Below are 17,520 nucleotides of genomic sequence, written 5' to 3'. Positions count from 1 at the left end.
TCCTGTCCACGAGCGTTCGACCATCCGGCTAGGCCCGCGGACCTAGCCATCTGATCCGAAAAAGGATGTAGCACATGAGCACAACGCAAACACACACCCCGGTCAGCCCCGGCAGCGTCACCGTGCCGCAGCTGATCATCACCGCCGCTGAGAGCGAGGAGGCGCAGGGCACGGTCTGGGTCGACTTCGGCGACGGCGGTTCCGCCCGATGGGCAGGACTGAGCCTGCGTACTCTCGACGAGGTTTGCGCGCACCTGGAAACCGTCAAGCCCGCAGACACGATCACCTGATGGCCCGACCGCCGACGGCCGGCGGGCCCAGTGCAGTGATCGACCATGAGCCGACTCCCGCGGCTCCCTACAACATCAACCGGCCGGGTATATGCGTACCCAGTCCCAGAACCCGCGATGGGAATGACCACATGCAACTCACAGAAGAAGAGATCGCCGCCAGGGTCGGGCTACCCGGGCCCGTCATCTGCAGCCCCTCAGTGGGGCCAACAGTGGTCCGGGGTGCCCGCGGTTCGATGCCACCGATGTCCTTCGCGCTCAGGTCGCGGCCTTGATGTTTGCCTACGGTATCCGATGGCAGTGGGTGAAGACGGCGATGGAAAACTCACCGGCTCACCCTGACTCCCTGCGCGCCGCAGTGGATTTCTGGACCGGTGTCGCGCCGTCCCCGATGAGTCCGCGGCACTGGCCGTTTGCGGCCACGGCGGTGGTCACCGCCCTGATGGTGCACGCGCTCTTGACCGGCCTCCTGCTCGGTATTCAACTCAAGCCTGGCGGTCTGCTATGACTGCCACAGGCCAAGCCCGCGGGGCGCGCGGAGCCCGACCGCACCTGTGTCCCGCCCGACGCATCCATGCTGCTGCCAGCGGTTGGACCCGCTCATACCAAAGGAGCCCTGATCATGACCGACAGTCGTGTGTACTCGCCGGCACAGCCCTGGTTTCCGCCGGCGGCGCCGGTGGAGTTCCCCGAGGGTCGTCTCACTCCGGCGTGGGCGGGCAAGGTGGCCAAGTCCGATCGTGGCGACATCGTGATCCGCTCCCACCTGGTGCCGCGTCATCCCAAAGACAAGCGCTACATGGGTGCGTTTCGGACCTTCTGGCGAGCAATGGCCTTCGCTGACCGCAAAGGTGTCTACGCCATGTTGGCGCGCTGGCTTGCTGATGCCGACGCAGAACTGACCAATCCCGCCCTCAGTGATGCCGACGCTGCATTGGTACGCCGGTTCCGTGGTGACGTCGACGGAGCACTCAACCGGCTCAGCCGCGCCAACGACGAACCGATGGCCTGGGCCGGCGCCGAATTCTCCAAGTACGCGCCGGAAGAGCGCGTCCTGCTCGAAGCCCTCATCGGCGCGATCGCCCTGCACCGTGCCGGGGACCTGTCCGACGACCAACTGTACGCAATCCTCGGATGCCTCGACGTCGACCCCGCCGACCGGGACTGCAGTATCACCGAAACCTCGCTAGGCAAGATACGAACCGCGGCGCGTACAGGTGAGCCGCTGGAGCTGCAGTCCACCTACCGCCGATCCTGAGCGCCGACGCATCGGCAGATGGCAGTCGCGATGACGCCGGGCCAACGTGGGCAGTGGTCGCATCTACACTAAAAGCGATGCAGGACAATGTTATTCGGTGCCAACAGAGAAAGCTAGGTGTGATGTCTCACCACGTTGGTTACGCGAACCTACATCAGCGGAACTCGGGCTCAGTCTACTCGACTGGCATTGCGGCCAAAGGAGACTCACGGAACTCACGTCGAGCGACGTCACCGGATTGAGCCGAATACCCGACTTCCAGGCGCGTCACATTGCTGATATGGACCAGGCCGCGCTCGATTCGGTTGCTCCAGGTTTCTGGCTCGAGGCTATGCGCGAGGCGCGCCAGGGCTGATTTGTCGATCAGCCACGTCGGTTCTGTCATTGCCATGCCTGGCGCATCAGGTCGTCGTCGGCGAGGCCCGCGACGGCCCGGCCCATCCGTTGTAGGTCATCGTGGGTGACCGGCACTCGCAACGCGCGAGCATCCTGGGCAAGGCGGCGGCGAATGTACTCAACGCGCGACAAGCCCAACTCGGCAGCTCGGGCATCGAGCCCAGCGAGTACATCATCGGGAACGTCGCGGATTAGCACGTCACTCATGACTCGATGATATCATATGATATCTCGGTCTCCTCTAATCCACCCGGCGTGCTTGACCAGCGCACGGGTGTTCACGAGTTTGGAGAGCTGCACGGTGGTCGGGTGCTCGATCAGCAGACCGAACACGGCTTCAAAATAGGGGGGCATCGGCGAAAATTGCAGCGCGACCCCGAAGCGAACAAAATTTACATCGGCATAGGTTGCGCGCCGCCATCATATACCGATATAAACAAGACCATGCACAGCAACAGCCCCCTCCCCACCTCGTCCAGCTGGTCATTGCCCGCAGTTCCAGACCACCGAAAATCACAGGCCGCGGCAGAAGTCGATCTTCGGGTCCTCCGTGAATACATCCGGGCGATCAAGACCGCCTGCGACGATCTGCACGGCGACCCTTTCGACCAGCGGGCACGTGCTGAACTGGTAAGCATGATCCAGCACCAAAGTGACGCCGCTGACGCAGCCTATGCCCGACTCCAAATCCGCCAAACCAACAGGACCACCCCAGAACTACAACCCAACGTCTTCACATCTTGCGCTGCCACACGCTGATCTGTCCCAGGGGTGGATGGGGTCACAGAAGCGTCCGCACTGTTTCGTTGCTCTTTTTGGCGACGGTCGGTTGGTCGAGCAACAGCCATGCGTGGTGTGGCGAAGACGGTCCACAACGCTGCGAAAGTAATCCGCGCCCAGGCTAGACCCGCGCGCTCCGGGACGGATCGAGCTTGAGTAGCAACAACCCAGTAACATCTGTATACGCCGGATGGTATTCACATGAAACGAGAGTATATGACCAGTAGTGCTTCACTTGACGGTGAAGAGAAGTCTGAACTGGCGCAGAAGTTGAACAAGCTGTTCGAAGTCATGCGTCGCCCGGGCGAGCCCGTGCTGTCGAACGCTGCGGCGGCCGAAGCGATTAAGGCGAAGACGGGCGTGTCGATCAGTGCGGCGTATTTATGGCAACTGCGCAGTGGTTTGAAAAAAAATCCCACGGTTACGCACCTGCAGGCAATCGCCAAATATTGCGGAGTGCCGGCGTCGTATCTGATAGATTCGGGCATCGACCCTGAGGTCGATGCGCAGCTCGACTTGCTACAGGCACTACGTGATAGTGGAGTGCGTGATTTGGCGATGCGCGCTTTCGGGCTCACCCCGAACGCGATCACAAACATCGCGGCAATGGTCGATCATGTGCGGCAGTTGGAGCAATTGCCACCGGTCGCTCGCGGAGAGGGAGCCCTTAGATGGCGATAACCAGTGACGAAATGCTCGCCATGGTGCGTGCACTCCCCATACCGATACCCTGGGATAGAAACGTTTTCATCGAAAACCTATCTGAAATGCGGGGTCGCGCAATCACGCTAATTCCGACTGACACCGCAACGCTGGGGGTTGGCCCCTGCGGACTCTGGTTGGCGCGCGATGACGACGACTTGATCCTGCATGAAATCGGCACTTCTGACTATCATATCGATCAGATCGTGGGTCATGAGCTCGGGCATATGTGGCTGGGGCATGGTCGAAGTGATGTTTTCGGCGGCGATAAGGAACGTCAACGCGACCTGTGTCGTCAGCTTTTCCCAAAAATCGATCCTGAAATGGTGCGTGTAGTCCTGGGGCGCACCAACTGTACTGGTGATGGCGACGAACGCGACGCAGAAATGTTTGCATCCCTGCTGATGCTTGCGGTCACTGAAGCCACCGAACGTCAATCGATAGTGCGTAGCTTCTTCCGCCAATAATGATGCTCCTGGTGTCTTTTGAGCTCATCGGGTCCATCATCTGGCGTTTCGGTCTGTCAGAGGAAGAAACGCTTCAGCGGCCCCGCGGTTACCGTCAGGTGGGTTGGTGACCGCCTCCACCGTGCCGGGCATCATCGCCTGGCCTCTAATCGGATTGATGACGCTGGTGCTGGTCGGGCGCTATCGTTGGTTCAACACCAACCTTTACGAGAAATACTTCAACCGTACGTTGGCGTTTCTTCTGGTGGCCCAGATCTTGCGTGAGCACATTGTGCAAAACATATTCGTTGGAACAGCTTTCATGACTTCGCCCGGCACGTGGCAGTTGGGTAGCGCTGTGTTAGCCTACAGCTTCTCCGAATTCGTCGGGTTCACCCTGTTGTGGTCGGGCAATTCCGAAGCTGATACCCGCCGCAAACACCGGTACTATCGCCTGGCGGCCGCGCTCCTTGCCGCCGGCTTGTTCATCTCTGGTAGTCGCGCTCGACTCGACCAAGTGTCATTTGAGTTAATGCACGGCTGGGACTCCATGGTGGTCTTGAGTTGCATGACAGCAATGTTGATGGTCTTAGCGGCGCAGGTAATATGGAATTCGCTCCGCGAACTGCGTATCCTCAGGAGGCGGCGCGAACGCTGGATCGCGCTGAGCACACTGTCGATGGGGTTAGTGGGGGCCGGGGTCGTGCTCCACGAGGCCGGCCTGCACACTTTAGATCAACTTGGCTGGACGAACACCGGCGACTACCGGCGGGATTCCCACGCGGCCGGCTTGTTCTTCGCAATCTGGGCCCCGTTCGTGATCGCTGCTGTCCCTCTTGGGATGAAGCTGCTCGGCTCACTTGGACTGGATCCGATCAGCCGCAGCTGGTGCAAATTGCAGCCGCTGCGACAAGCCATGAGAACCGTTGTCCCAGAATGCGTCTTCGGCTTTGACGACGAGCCGGGGCGCGGAAAGTCGGCGCTGCAACTACATCACAGCGTCGTGGAGATCCGCGACGCCATCTTGCGACTGCGCCCCTACGTCCCTGCAATACCCGACCACGATCTGAGCTGTTTCCTCGACGAGCCCAACGCGGTACCGGCGCACGACCATGACGCCGCGCTTGCAGCCCTTCGCCTGGCTCACGCCGCCAGAGCCAAAGCCGCCGGCATCATCGTGGATCGTCTCGACATCGACGCAGCACCACTGGTCGTCGCGTCGCAAGCGAAAACCCTCGACGAAGAAGCAGCCGAATTGGTCAAGCTGGCGAAATGGTGGCCTGCCGCTTACGCCGCAACGCAATCTGCGGCCACCACGAAAGCGAGCCCGACGATATGACGGTGCCGACCGCTAAGCCGATTCCGCATCCCCGCTTTCGGCTGCCCTTCCTCGGTGATCTTTTCACGATCGACTTCGCCAGCCCAGTACTGGGAACGACCGAAAAATTACGCAAGTCCAGCGACGGAATCTTGCAGCAACGCATCTTCGCTCTGTCGGCTATCGCGCTCTCCGACACCGCCCTAATCGACGAGGTGAATGACGAAACCCGGTGGCAAAAGCACGTCGGACCCCTCGTCGACAAGTTGCGCCTGACGCTAGGCGACGGCCTGTTCACCGCCTACAACGATGAGCCCAATTGGAATAAGGCCCACAACATCTTGATGCCGGCGTTTACCAAAGCAGCGATGCAAAATTACCACGACAGCATGACTGCCACCGTGCGAGAACTCCTTGAGGCATGGAACATCCACAGCGCCAAGCAATCCTGGATCGACATCCCCGCCCAAGCCAACCGCCTTACCGTCGAAATCATCGCGCGCGCCGGGTTAGGCCACTCGCTTGGCAACCTCAGCGGCCCTGGGGAGAACGCGTTCAGCACGGCCATCATCAATGAACTGGGCTATGTCCGACGTGCTATGCGTGTCGATCCCATCCCCTTCTACACCAAGCTTTTCGGGCAGAAGCGCTATCTACAACACTTGGCGGATAAGGAATTCATTCGCCATCTGGTCTGCGACATTGTCGAGGCTCGCCGCCACAACCCGAAAACAGGTCCGCGACAGGACATGCTCGACATCATGCTCCACAGCGCCGATCCCGATACCGGCGAGCGGCTCGACTCCGACAACGTCGTCAATCAGATCCTCACGATGATGGCCGCCGGTAGTGAAACCTCGGCCAACACAATCTCCTTCGCTCTGTACTATCTGTCCGCCAACCCCGACGTGGCCGCCAAAGCCCAAGCTGAGATCGACCAACGGTGGCCCAACGGCAGCTTCCCGGACATCGAATTCGACGACATCGCCAAGCTGCGGTACCTGCGCCGTGTCGTCGATGAAACGCTGCGGCTGTGGCCCGTAGCCCCGGGCTACTACCGTCAAGCCCGATGTGACACCACCCTTGGCAACGGCAAATACCTTTTCCGGCAAGGGGACTGGGTGGTAGTCGTCCTCTTGGCCGCTCACCGCGCCCCCGCCTGGGGTCTGGATGCCGACCAATTCAACCCCGATCGGTTCCTGCCCGAGAATTTGCGAAAGTTACCCCCGCACACCTACAAACCCTTCGGCACCGGCCCCCGTGCCTGCATAGGTCGCCAATTCGCGCTGCACGAGATCGTGTTGACACTGGCTGCGATCCTGCACCAATACGACCTGGAATCCAAGCCCGGATACCACCTCGAGATCGCTGAAACCCTGACTCTTAAACCAGCCGACTTCCAGCTACGTTTACACCCACGCCGCCATCTTGGCGACCGGCGATAGGCATCGTGATGCGCTTGCCTGCCATGCCACTGCCGCTGTCGGTCGCCCGCGCCATGATCAGTGCTCGACGCCGTGTGTTGGATCTCGCTGATGCCGCGGTGCCAGGAGAGATCGTGCTTTTCTTGGACACCGCGCTCGGGCTGCAGAAGACGAAGATCGTGGGCGTGCTCGTTTCCTCGGGGTTAGCCGATGCTCTGGGCCAGGATGCGCGTTACCCAGTCGAACTGGCACACGTACTGGGATTAGACCCCGACGTGACGATCAGGATCGTCAACGTCGCGATCACCTTGCGGCTGATGAAACGGGACCGCAAAGGACGTGTGCGCATGACGAAGATCGGCGCGCCGCTGAGCCGCGACCATCCCAAATCGATCGCCTCCTGGATTGCCTACTGCGCGGACCCCGACACCGCAGCGGCATATGCGCACCTTGACGCGCAGCTGCGCAAGGGCGCCCAACCCTCGGGATACCAGAGGGCGTTTGGCAAGTCGTTGTGGGCCTACTTTGGTGATCGCCCAGATGTGGGAGCCACATTCGCAGATGCAATGCGGCAGCTCACCCAGTTCGACCTCGCCGGTATCGTGCGGGCTTATCCATGGCCACGACGTGGAGTCATCTGCGATGTCGGCGGGGGGGTCGGGCACGTACTTGCGGCCATCCTCGAACATCGGCCCGACGCTCGCGGTATCCTGCTCGATTCGCCCGAGGTGATCGAGCAGGCAGGCAGATTTCTGCGCGAGCGAGGGGTGGCCGACCGGATTGAGTGCCGCACCGGCGACCTGTTCGGTCAGCTGGACGCTCGCGCTGACGTCTACACGATGAAGTGGATTCTGCACGACTGGAGCGACGATGCCTGTCGCGACATCCTCAAGCGGGTCCGCGCCACCATGCCACCTGGCTCGAAGCTGGTCACAATTGATCTGCACCACGAATCAGACCGGCCGAACATTGTGACAGCAATGCTCGACGCGCACATGCTTGCCTGCTGCGAGGGCGGTCGAGAACGCTCGCCACAACAGGTGCACGCTCTGATGCGCGACGCCGGGCTCATACCCGGACGAGTCCGCCACTTCGGGCCGACAATGCTGGTCGAGGCTATCAGCCCGTAAGCGTCTAGTGTCCTGGGCCAGTTCCTATGGGAGGTACTGGCGTTAACGGCTGGCCGAGGACTCGACAAAAATTACCGCAATTGGGAAATTTACCGCACAAGGAAGATAGGATGGAGTCGCCCTCGGGCCGAACGTTCGCGCGGAACTGATTGTGAGGTAGTTGCAAATGTCGTTCGTACTTGTCGGTCCGCAGATTGTCGAGGCCGCTGCGACAGAATTGGCAGGAATCGGATCGGCTGTGAGCGAGGCCAACGCCGTGGCTTCGGCGTCAACGACGGGGGTGTTGGCTGCGGGTGCCGATGAGGTCTCGGCGGCGATCACGGCGATGTTCAATTCGCACGGGCAGGCCTATCAGGTATTTAGTGCTGAGGTTGCGAGTTTCTACGACCAGTTTGTGCAGCTGATGACCGCGAGCGCGGTGTCTTATGCCACAGCAGAAGCGGTCAACGCGAGTCCACTGCAGACGCAGCTGCTGGAGGTGATCAACGCGCCGAGCAACGCACTGTTGGGGCGCCCACTGATCGGTGACGGCGTGGCCGGCACAGCGGCGAACCCGGATGGGCAGGCCGGCGGGTTACTGTACGGCAATGGCGGTAACGGCTACAACGGCCTGGGCGGTAACGGCGGCGCGGCCGGGCTGATCGGCAACGGGGGCGCTGGCGGTATCGGCGCGGCTGGCCTCACAGGAGGCGCCGGGGGTGCCGGAGGCTGGTTGAACGGCAACGGCGGCAACGGCGGGGCTGGCGGTGCAGGTGTCGGCGCTGGCGCCGGCGGCAACGGCGGCGCGGGCGGGGCTGCCGGGCTGTGGGGTTCTGGGGGAGCCGGCGGCGCAGGAGGTGTCGGAGCGGCCGGTTTTAGCCCCGCAGTCGGCTACGGCGGCGCCGGCGGAACAGGCGGGGTTGGGGGCGTCGGCGGCAACGGGGGACTGCTGTATGGCAACGGCGGCAGCGGCGGCGCTGGCGGCGCCGGGGGCGCTGGCGGCGCCGGCGGAACCGATCCGGTGATCAACGGCTGGGGCTACCGCGCCGGGGCAGGTGGCGACGGCGGCGCTGGTGGCCAGGGCGGAAACGGCGGATGGATCTATGGCCACGGCGGTGACGGAGGCATCGGCGGAGCTGCTGGCAACGGCGGCACGGGCGGGCCAGCCCAAACCATCGGTGGATTCGGCGGGCAGGGCGGAACCGGCGGGACGGGCGGTGTCGGCGGGGCAGGCGGCCACGGCGCGGCCCTCATCGGCAACGGCGGTGACGGCGGCACCGGCGGAGCGGCCGGAAACGGCGGCACCGGCGGCCGCGGCGCCACCATCGGCGGCGGCGGGGGAGCTGGCGGATTCGCCGGCGTACCGGGCCCCGGCGGGGCCGGCGGGGGGTCCGGATTGCTGTTCAGTCAGCCCGGCCTGGTCGGTGCGACCGGACCTGCTGGCGTCAACGGTAGTGCGGGACCCTCAAGCCCCATCAGTGTGCCTGGCATCCAGCAGGGTCTCGGCGGAGTATTCCAACAGCTACAAGGCATGATCAACACCGCAGGGTTCAACGCCAACCTGTTCGTCTACAACGCAGTTGCCAACACCAACCTCGTTATCGCCCAAATTAACGGCACCGCCGAATACATCGGAGCGTCCATCACCACCGGGCTCAACACCCAGATCGCCGGCATCAACTTAGCCGTCCAACAGGCCATCCACCAAGGGGCTGTGAACGCACAAAAGACGGTGCTCAACGCTGCCGGTCTCGGCTTCTTAGATCCTGGCACCGGCAACCTAGGGCTATTCAACTTCGGAGACAACAACCAGGGTTTCTTGAATTTCGGCAGCGGTAACAACGGGCTGCTCAACGTCGGCAACGGAAACAACGGCAGCTTCAACCTCGGTTACGGAAACAACGGAAGCCTGAACGTCTTCGGCGACAACAACATCGGCAGCTTCAACCTCGGTGGCAGCAACGTCGGAAACTTCAACGTCGGCTTCGGCAACGTTGGCCACAACAACATCGGCTTCTACAACCACGGCAACCGCAACATCGGCCTCAACAACATCGGCGACAGCAACCGCGGGATCGGACTGCTTTCGAACAGGGCAATCGGCATCGGCCCGCTCTCGATCGGGCTACCCTTCTGAGCCGCATCACGAACGGCGCGCATCCAGGATCTCACGAGACGCGCCGCTACATAAAAAGGTGACCCGGCTTGCGGCTAGTATCAAATACCCCTTTGGGATAAGTGAGCCATACTTGGCCGAGCTTTCTGCATCGCGTTCATCACTTCTTCGGCGGAAGCCCGGCGGTTTACAGCCTCTATGTCATGAACAAATCTAATTCTTGATGGCGTATAACCGCAGCAACACGTTATCGTTTGGTCGGCCTCTGGTAGCACTTTCAGGTTCAGTAGGGGTGACAAAGCCGAAAATCACCCCACGTCTCCAACCCGGCTGGCCCTTCGAAAGTCCGAACCATCGCCGCCGCGCTCGAAACCGCCTTATCATCGCCCACTTCGGTATAGGTAAGGGAATAAAATCAGTCATACCGAAGTTCAAAAATCGTTCGCAATGTCCATCAACCGATTTGATCGGGGTCACACCTATCGCCTCTAATTCGCGACGCATAACATCGACCGCCTCAGACCAGGTCAGCTGATCGCCCAGTGTCTTGTACACCGAGTCTCCATCTAGCGACGAACAATGAGAATACCGACTGGTGTATTTACAAACCAGTGAACCGTTCACTCCGAGACGCTTCACCGACACCCAGGCGCCGGCGGGATAATAGTGGACGTTGTGTTCTCCGATCGATAAAACTTTCTGTTTGTCGCGTTCCCCGAATGGCAACAGCTCTCGATGCACATTCGCGACGCGCAAGATCGAACCAGCAATTATCTGCACTGAGTCAAACACTTCCACGTGATGACGTGATAATTCCACTTCTGCGCGACCAAGGTTAACGTCCATACCGCTGATCATAGTGGAGCCGACGACTTGATAGCCATCCCAAATCCCATCCGGCAAATTACTGGGAGCCTAGCGCTAATCTGCCGTCTTTAGTTAGCGGGCCGCGCGGCGCCGCGTACGAACAGCCAGTCGCGTCCCGGTCGTGGTGTCCTTCGAGGACCTGTCGTGAACACCGCCGTGTTCAGCGGCTAGCGCTGCCCAACGTTCACCGCAACATCCACCATGTGCGCACCGACTTCTGTCGGTAGGCGCCACTAGACTGAGATCATTCGGAGAGCAAGACAGCCGATCACCTTCCACCGGCCGGACACGAGTGCCCGGTCCCCGAATGCAAGGGAGACACCCCATGACAGCTGCGGCCACGCCAGCCTTCACCGTGACCCTCACCGCCACCCAGACCACGTTGTTCAACATCGACGCAGCAGCATTTGAGCGCTGGTGCGCCGCCAAGGGCGAGGATCTGGAATGCGAGATCCCCATCTGGACAATGTCCGACGCCGGCGCAGCATTGTCCGAGATGTTCTACGACGCCAGAAAAGCCGGCGTGATCGTCGGAGACGCCGCCTTCGAGCTCAACGTCTACGGCGACGACGACGTCGAGGTCAGCGGCTTCTACTGCGTGCTCAAGAACGTCTCCGGTAGCCAGCGGCTGATCGGGCTCACCAGCGGATGGACCGAAGTTCTGCGGATCACGGACGCGACCGATGCGCCCGAATGCGCCCGGGAACATCTCGAGGAGATCTGCCGCGTCGCCAACGATGTCCTGCGAGCAGTAGGCGCCAATCCCGGCGGCACGGGCCTCACACACCGGCACTCGAATCGGGCCTAACGCAACGCAACGCCGGGATGTTGTCGGTGCCTACCGGCGGCCTCCCAAATATGCTGCGGGACAACCCTTGAAAGCAACAAACGGCCGCGTGAGCACACGCGGTCACCGACCGCCAAAAGAGAGTCGAGACGATGGGATCGATCGGCTACGCCATTCCTCACGGAACCTCCGCACGCGCCGAAATCGCCAAGCATGTACGGGGCACCAACGCTGAAGTCAATTGCCTCCAACTCAGCACCAGGCGACGGAGGCGAGGACGGACTTCGGCTTTGGAAAGCCCGGTTAGGACTACGGATTCCGCGCTGGGGCTGGTTCATGTCCGAGTGGTCGCCCGTGTAGCCACCCAACTGAAGCGCCCGGCGCAGGCGCGCCTACCGCGGACGTCCCCGCTCGCAAACTGACCCACGACGTCATCGGCGAACCGAGTTCGCCACCAACCACCGGCTTGGGCGTGAACGCCCGGTCATCCGACCCGAGGAGGCACTTGTGGTCATTCACCCACAGAACGCGATCACCGGTGAAACGCACGAGGAGCAGCGCCGCCGCGCCATGTCCCTGCAATACCGCATGGCCCACACCCGTGGCGCTTATCGCGTGCGCTGGGACGCCTACGACCTCGCTGTGCTGTACCTCACCACCGGGCGGCCAAACCTGTTCTCCCCGAAACAGATCCACGGCCAGATTGACGGCGGCCGCTGCGCCTATGCGCCCGTGCGCGCGGCGATCGCCGATGCGCGCCGCGACTGCAATCAGGAAGCGATCAGATAGGAGGCCGATCATGGCAAAGACCACCGACGAGACGAGCTGCAGCGTGTGCGGTGTGAGACTCCTCCGGCGCTGGAACCGCAGCGGTACGGACTTCACCTGGCTCGACGAGGGCGGGCACAATTACGGGGGAGATGGGGGTCCAGCCGGCGTCGATAATATCTGGGACTACCTGGACTGGTTGCGCATCCACGACATCGGCGGGTACTCACTGTTCCTCGCCCGTGTAACGCTGGGTGCCGGAATCCTGCCCTGGCAGCACTGGCACTCGCCCGCGCCCGCACCCGTGGTCTACGAGCCGGGGGAGGTGCCGCCCTGGTGCTGCGGCGAGCCGGCCCGACTTGGCCGTGACGGCTGGCTCTGCCGTGAGAACAAGCTGCACCGACCCCACTCCGCCGGCAGTGCTCCACGCTGCGGCGCCCCACCGAGCATTCCCGGAGACCTGGGTCGCTTCCGGGCGACGGAATCGAGCGACAGAGCCGGTACTGCATCTGTAGAGCGAGCGTGACAGTGGGGGGAAGGAACACCGTGATGTGCAAGGCCAGCCATGAGTCCGGAGGTCCGCGACGGCGCAGCGGCGGCGCCCGAACTCAGCTGACACGATCGCGTGCCTTAGGTCGACAAGCTCCAAACACAGGTCGAAGCGCTCGGGGGCGCACAGTCTCGCGAAGCGCCCGCGGGCAACCCAGCAGCACCACCGGAGCTGCTCGTGTACTGCGGCGCGGTAGGACACAACGGCGCCCATACCTTGGTCGCGGAGTGTCACGAACCCGCTCACGTCGGTCGCAGTTACCTCGACGTGATGGGATGAACCCAATTCGCAGTCGACGGGCCGCAAGGAACATTTGTGATCACCAGCAAAGCCGGCAGCACCTGGGAATTGTGGCGCAACGACAAGCTGCCCACCACGGCCAGCAGCCACAACTTCGATACCTTGGTCAGCCGTGCAGTGGCGCTCTCCGGCAGAGGGCCGGCCACCCCGCTGCCACCGGAGTTCTGTGCGTGGTATTTCGGCGACGACAACGTCATGTCCGAGCGAGCCTGCCAAAACCGTGGTGACGGAGTTCTGATCCTGCCCTCACGCGACTGGTGCGACGGCTGCGAAAACAGCGACTAGAGCCAAGTGTCGGTGCGCCCCAATATAATGGGGACACCCAGCTATTTCAGCGGCGAACCATCCGGCGGGGCTTGCGAGCCCAGTCAACGACAGGAGACGTTCATGGGCAGTGACAGTAACCACAACCGCCACGACACGCGCTACACGCACCTTCCGGTCATGTTCCGTGATGAGTACAACGACAAGACCTACGGCACTATCGTCCTCGAAGGCGAGATGACCGAAGATCAACACGCAGAGCTGAACCGGTATCTGCTGCGCGGCAACGAATATCGTCCAGCTGTGCTCGACCTGATCGGCTTGGTGCTGAACCGGACCGACGACGAATGGTTCGAGATGAACCTCACCGAAATGAAGATCGAAGCCAGCGACCAGCCGCGCTGGGGTGGAGAACTCGACGAGTATCTGCCCGCATCGATCGAAGAGTTCATCGCCTGCTTCAAAGCGGCCGCTCAACGTCGGTGGCGACTGCCGGGAACGCTGCACGTCGAGATTGACGCCACCATCGACGACGGCTGGCTGGCGACCGTGCCAGCACTGGAATCAGTCATCGCACGAGTCGAAGAGCAGCTCGCCGCCGGGAACATGCCAGACCTCCGCTGCACCGTCGTCAAAACACCAGAGGGACAACCCATCGGGTGCGCGTGGGTGACCGATTAACCACGAACGGCTCAACGAGAATGAACCGTAAACATGATGATTACCAACGCATTCCGACAGGAACATACGTGGAAGCGATCGAGGATTGGGACACCCCACAACGGGGTCCTCTCTCTAACCAAGTGGTTCCCGCTAGAGCTTCGTCTCGCTCGGTGTTTGTGCTGGCGAGGGCCTTGTAGCCCTGTCGGGCCAGGTAGCGTTTCAGGCAGCGCAGGATGTCTTTGGGGGACAGTTGTTCTCGTGCGCGACGATCACGGTAGGCGCGGGTTTGGGGGTCGGTGGCGAGCCGGGTGCGTGCAGGGCTTCGGTTGGCTTGGCGGGTCGCCGCCGCGTGATAGCCGGTGGCGTAGGTTTTTCCGCTGGACGCCGGGATCGGTCCGACCCCGCAGAGGGTGTTGAACGGCACTCGGTATGGGGACCGCCGCGGCACTGTGGGTGACGATGAGAAGTGCGGTCCTGTGCGGCGGCATGGTGAATACGACCAGGGCCGGCCGAGGAACGGACGGCTACCAGGTGTCGGGTCGGTGTTCACGGTGACGGTGGTCCAACGAAGGAGATCGGCTCGCGCAGAGCTGATTGCGAACCGTCTGCTACCAACACGATTTGGCCCCTTCCCGCGGGCGAGGACGTGATAGACCGCCGCTTTGCCATCGAAGGGGCTAACGGTCTTCGACGGCCGATCGCCCAGATTCTTGTTGGCGCCGGCGAGGATGTGGTGGACGTGCCCTCAACACTGGCGATGAGCGTCGAGATGACCTGGCCACGAGCGCGCCCGTGTCCTCAACCGCCTACACCAGACCCCGCAGGTGACGCCTGCCCTGTCATTCTCACTGGGTTTCAATGCACACCTTCCTTTGAGGGAAGGATGGCAGGATGCCAAGCAGGCCCGCTGGTTTGGGAACACGCGAGGACTACGAGACCGAATGGCCGGCGATCCGTGCGCTGTCCTCACGCGACGCGGCCGGCCGCCCGTCTAGCTCATTTGACTAGCAAGCTGAGCTTGTTCACCAATGCGTGGTTGAGGTAGCTGGTTGCTGCGGGCCCGCCGGTGTTGAGTGCGGTGATGGTGGCGGGGTCGTCGACGATGACTAGTGTCCCGCTATATCCGTTGAACGGTCCGGGCAGCCCTGCGTATCCGCCGCCTCCGGCAGCTTTGTCGGTGCGCAGTACGATCATCACATCAGCCGTAACCACTTGGTAGAAGGACTGATTGACGTCCAAGGGCTTGTCGGGTGGGTCGGCGGGACTGGTGCGCTTGGCGTATGGGTGGTAGCGGAAGCCGAGGCCTTCGAGGTAGTTGGTCGGCGCCGATGTGGGTGTGACCACTGTTGTCGTCGTGTCGGAGTAGTTGATGACCACAATGGTTTTGCCGCCGAACCGGGGATGTTGGGATTTGATGGTGGCTTGTTGTGCCGCTGCGTCGTCGAGCAGTGTCTTGGCGGTGTCGGAGCGGCCGAGGGCCGTGGCGATCCAGGGCAGCTGTTGTTGCCAGACCAAGTCTTGGCCGCTGTTGGCCGGGCGGGTCAAGGTGGGTGCGATGGCGCTCAGTGTGTCGTAGGTGGATTTGTCGATCTGACCGGTGTCGATGATGAGGTCCGGTTTGGCTGCGGCTAGTGCGGCTGGGTCGGCGTTCGGCAGTAATGTTGCCGAGGAATGCACCATGGTTTGCAGCCAGCTGGGAAGTGGGCTTTGGATGCCGCCGATGGCCACTGGTTGCACTCCGAGGGATAGCACAGCGTCTGGGTCGCCGGGGCCGAGTGCAGCGACGGCCACCGGCCGCCTATCTAGCTTGATCGTTCCAAGGGTGCCGGCCAGGGATTGCGGTTGGTAAGGCGCTAGGTGGCGTTCGCTGTCTTTGTTGTTGTGGTTGAACAGTATTGCGACTGTTGCGACGATCGCCGCGATCATGGCCACAGCGGTGCCGCCGGTGATGAGTGCGCGTTTGCGGTGCCGGCGGAGTGGCTGGGTCCTGAGATGCCGGCCACGGGTGGGCCGCTGATGGTTGGTGGTGCTGGGGGCGGCGTGGTGGGGTAGGACAATGCAGGTGGTGTCCAGCTTTTGGTTTGTGGGCCGGCGGCCGGCGTCGAAAGCCCGGTGGTGTTGGCCAAGGCTGCGGCGGTGGCAGCGGCCAGTGCGGTAGCGGACTGAAAGCGGTCATTCGGATCTTTGGCGAGTGCTCTGGTAATGACGTCGTCGATGGCGGTTGGCAGGCCAGGGGTGTGCTCGCTTGGGCGTGGGATCGGCCGCATCAGGTGTCCGGTCGCGATCACTCGCAGAGAGCCCGACCCGTCATCATAGGGTGTGCGGCCGGTCAGTAGCCGAAACAGCGTGCAGCCCAACGAGTAGATGTCGGCGCGGTGATCGACTGGGCGGCCGCCTTCGATGGCTTCGGGTGCGGCGTAGGCGGCGGTGCCCACCAGCAACCCGGTCCCGGTCAGTGCTGTGGCGTCATCGGCGGCGCGGGCGATGCCGAAGTCGGCCAACAGCACTCGCTCGTGGTCGGTGCCGGGCGCCGACACCAGGAAGTTGGCGGGTTTGATGTCGCGGTGCAGCACTCCTCGGCCGTGGGCGTAGTCAAGTGCCGTGGCGACATCGCCAATGATCCGCACGACACGGGCAGGGGTGAGGTCGGGCCAGTTGAGATCGCTCACAGCGATGCCCTCGACGTATTCCATAGCGATCCATAGCAGGCCGTCGTCGGTTGTTCCCCGGTCGTAAACCCGCACGATGTTGGGGTGGTTTAACGTGGCGGCTAGGTCGGCTTCGCGGGTGAAGCGGGTGCGGAACTGGCGGTCTAGTGAGAGTTCGGCGGACAGTATCTTGAGCGCGTCGCTGCGGGGCAGGGTGGGGTGGCGCGCCAGGTAGACGGTGCCCATTCCGCCAGCGCCTAGCACACCTTCGATGCGGTAGCCCGCGATCATGGTTCCTATGGCTAGCGGCATCGCGGGCCTCACGTCCCAGTTAGCATGCGGTATTGGGCCGCCATCTTTTGGTGGAGGTCGGTTTCCTGGGTTGATTGGGCGACGAATGCGTAACGGTCGGCCGCTGCCACACACCACGATGCCAGTGTTTCTTTGAAGCAGCGGGCTTTTGGCATGCCCGTAATCCCGGCCCCTGCGGGGTGCGTGGACCGGGCGTAATCGGCGACGATGCGGTTCGCCGAGTCGGAATCAGGTGTCTGATAGACACGCACCTCACCGGTTTCAACTGCCTGTTGCAGGCCAACGGATTCGAACAACGCTTCAAGGTGCACCGGGTCACCGGGCTCCAACTGAAGCGCTCCCTGCCGGTCATAGACGCCGTCATTGACTGACTCGGCACCGGTTGATTGGGGCATGGTGTGGGCCAGCAGTCCGCTGGGATCGATCGGCAATTGCGCCAGTTGATCGAGTGGGGTCGGAGTGAATTTGTCGATCAGCGGCTGCTGGAGATCTAGTGTGGTGGCCACGAGTTGGGCAGCGCTG

General features: G+C 62.2%; 20 protein-coding genes and 1 pseudogene. 15 read left to right on the top strand and 6 right to left on the bottom strand.

The annotated features are described in order from the left end of the window. The first annotated feature begins 74 nt into the window (after positions 1-74). The 3 genes from F0Q45_RS10335 (at position 75) to F0Q45_RS10325 (ending at position 1,548) form a co-directional block, all read left to right on the top strand. Entirely contained in the window at positions 75-290 is a 216-nt protein-coding gene (locus F0Q45_RS10335) for a hypothetical protein (RefSeq protein ID WP_149653865.1), read from the top strand. Positions 291-561: 271 nt separating this feature from the next. Next, positions 562-798 carry a hypothetical protein gene (locus F0Q45_RS10330; protein WP_149653864.1) on the top strand — a complete coding sequence of 79 codons (237 nt, stop codon included), beginning with the start codon at positions 562-564 and terminating at the stop codon, positions 796-798. A 114-nt stretch (positions 799-912) separates the two neighbouring features. Continuing rightward, positions 913-1,548: a hypothetical protein gene (locus F0Q45_RS10325; protein ID WP_149653863.1), complete on the top strand. Its 636-nt coding sequence runs from the start codon at positions 913-915 to the stop codon at positions 1,546-1,548. A 178-nt stretch (positions 1,549-1,726) separates the two neighbouring features. Here F0Q45_RS10325 and F0Q45_RS29180 read toward each other — a convergent pair. Both F0Q45_RS29180 and vapB read right to left on the bottom strand, forming a co-directional pair. Beyond that, positions 1,727-1,933: pseudogene (locus tag F0Q45_RS29180) on the bottom strand (VapC toxin family PIN domain ribonuclease); the annotation flags it as partial. Further along, positions 1,930-2,151, bottom strand: a complete 222-nt coding sequence (gene vapB / locus F0Q45_RS10315) for a type II toxin-antitoxin system VapB family antitoxin (RefSeq protein ID WP_149653862.1) — start codon at positions 2,149-2,151, stop codon at positions 1,930-1,932. The gene vapB and the pseudogene F0Q45_RS29180, both read right to left, overlap by 4 nt. Positions 2,152-2,199: 48 nt before the next feature. Here vapB and F0Q45_RS10310 point away from each other — a divergent pair, with 48 nt between their 5' ends. From F0Q45_RS10310 to F0Q45_RS10280, 7 genes are all read left to right on the top strand, one after another. Then, complete coding sequence (locus F0Q45_RS10310) at positions 2,200-2,703, top strand: hypothetical protein (RefSeq protein WP_149653861.1); 504 nt, start codon at positions 2,200-2,202, stop codon at positions 2,701-2,703. Positions 2,704-2,940: 237 nt separating this feature from the next. Continuing rightward, positions 2,941-3,405 (top strand): XRE family transcriptional regulator, encoded by a 465-nt coding sequence (locus F0Q45_RS10305; RefSeq protein WP_149653860.1) that lies wholly within the window; start codon positions 2,941-2,943, stop codon positions 3,403-3,405. Next, positions 3,396-3,893, top strand: a complete 498-nt coding sequence (locus tag F0Q45_RS10300; protein ID WP_149653859.1) for a hypothetical protein — start codon at positions 3,396-3,398, stop codon at positions 3,891-3,893. The genes F0Q45_RS10305 and F0Q45_RS10300 overlap by 10 nt, the downstream gene beginning before the upstream one ends. Before the next feature lie 106 nt (positions 3,894-3,999). Further along, positions 4,000-5,211, top strand: coding sequence for a DUF6545 domain-containing protein (locus F0Q45_RS10295; protein WP_149653858.1), 1,212 nt, complete (start codon positions 4,000-4,002; stop codon positions 5,209-5,211). Further along, entirely contained in the window at positions 5,208-6,635 is a 1,428-nt protein-coding gene (locus tag F0Q45_RS10290) for a cytochrome P450 (RefSeq protein WP_149653857.1), read from the top strand. Before F0Q45_RS10295 ends, F0Q45_RS10290 begins: the two co-directional genes overlap by 4 nt. Positions 6,636-6,658: 23 nt before the next feature. Next, a complete protein-coding gene (locus F0Q45_RS10285; protein WP_262490939.1) occupies positions 6,659-7,744 on the top strand; it encodes a methyltransferase in 1,086 nt (361 codons plus the stop codon). Between the two features lie 166 nt (positions 7,745-7,910). Then, on the top strand, positions 7,911-9,860 hold the full coding sequence (locus tag F0Q45_RS10280; RefSeq protein WP_149653855.1) for a PE domain-containing protein: 1,950 nt from the start codon (positions 7,911-7,913) through the stop codon (positions 9,858-9,860). A gap of 192 nt (positions 9,861-10,052) precedes the next feature. Here F0Q45_RS10280 and F0Q45_RS10275 read toward each other — a convergent pair whose 3' ends face one another. Beyond that, positions 10,053-10,685, bottom strand: coding sequence for a hypothetical protein (locus tag F0Q45_RS10275; RefSeq protein WP_149653854.1), 633 nt, complete (start codon positions 10,683-10,685; stop codon positions 10,053-10,055). Positions 10,686-11,031: 346 nt separating this feature from the next. Between F0Q45_RS10275 and F0Q45_RS10270 the strand changes: the two genes are divergently transcribed. From F0Q45_RS10270 to F0Q45_RS10250, 5 genes are all read left to right on the top strand, one after another. Next, positions 11,032-11,514, top strand: a complete 483-nt coding sequence (locus tag F0Q45_RS10270) for a hypothetical protein (RefSeq protein ID WP_149653853.1) — start codon at positions 11,032-11,034, stop codon at positions 11,512-11,514. Between the two features lie 486 nt (positions 11,515-12,000). Further along, entirely contained in the window at positions 12,001-12,282 is a 282-nt protein-coding gene (locus tag F0Q45_RS10265) for a hypothetical protein (RefSeq protein WP_149653852.1), read from the top strand. A gap of 10 nt (positions 12,283-12,292) precedes the next feature. Further along, the gene (locus F0Q45_RS10260) at positions 12,293-12,787 is read left to right on the top strand and encodes a hypothetical protein (protein ID WP_149653851.1); all 495 of its coding nucleotides are present in this window, start codon (positions 12,293-12,295) and stop codon (positions 12,785-12,787) included. Positions 12,788-13,126: 339 nt separating this feature from the next. After that, positions 13,127-13,396: a hypothetical protein gene (locus tag F0Q45_RS10255; RefSeq protein WP_149653850.1), complete on the top strand. Its 270-nt coding sequence runs from the start codon at positions 13,127-13,129 to the stop codon at positions 13,394-13,396. Between the two features lie 102 nt (positions 13,397-13,498). Next, positions 13,499-14,056, top strand: coding sequence for a hypothetical protein (locus F0Q45_RS10250; protein ID WP_149653849.1), 558 nt, complete (start codon positions 13,499-13,501; stop codon positions 14,054-14,056). Between the two features lie 978 nt (positions 14,057-15,034). On the opposite strand, the gene F0Q45_RS10245 is transcribed toward F0Q45_RS10250, so the two are convergent. The 3 genes from F0Q45_RS10245 to F0Q45_RS10235 form a co-directional block, all read right to left on the bottom strand. Next, entirely contained in the window at positions 15,035-15,964 is a 930-nt protein-coding gene (locus tag F0Q45_RS10245; RefSeq protein ID WP_149653848.1) for an ABC transporter substrate-binding protein, read from the bottom strand. Further along, positions 15,961-16,998 carry a serine/threonine-protein kinase gene (locus F0Q45_RS10240; protein ID WP_149653847.1) on the bottom strand — a complete coding sequence of 346 codons (1,038 nt, stop codon included), beginning with the start codon at positions 16,996-16,998 and terminating at the stop codon, positions 15,961-15,963. The genes F0Q45_RS10245 and F0Q45_RS10240 overlap by 4 nt, the downstream gene beginning before the upstream one ends. Before the next feature lie 8 nt (positions 16,999-17,006). Beyond that, positions 17,007-17,520 (bottom strand): DUF7373 family lipoprotein (locus F0Q45_RS10235; RefSeq protein ID WP_444875257.1); only part of this gene is annotated, 514 nt, incomplete at its 5' end.

This window comes from Mycobacterium simiae (assembly GCF_008370645.1).
GTDB lineage: Bacteria > Actinomycetota > Actinomycetes > Mycobacteriales > Mycobacteriaceae > Mycobacterium > Mycobacterium simiae_A.
The sequence above is the reverse complement of the archived record's forward strand: the minus strand, read 5'-3'. Positions and strand labels throughout refer to the sequence as shown.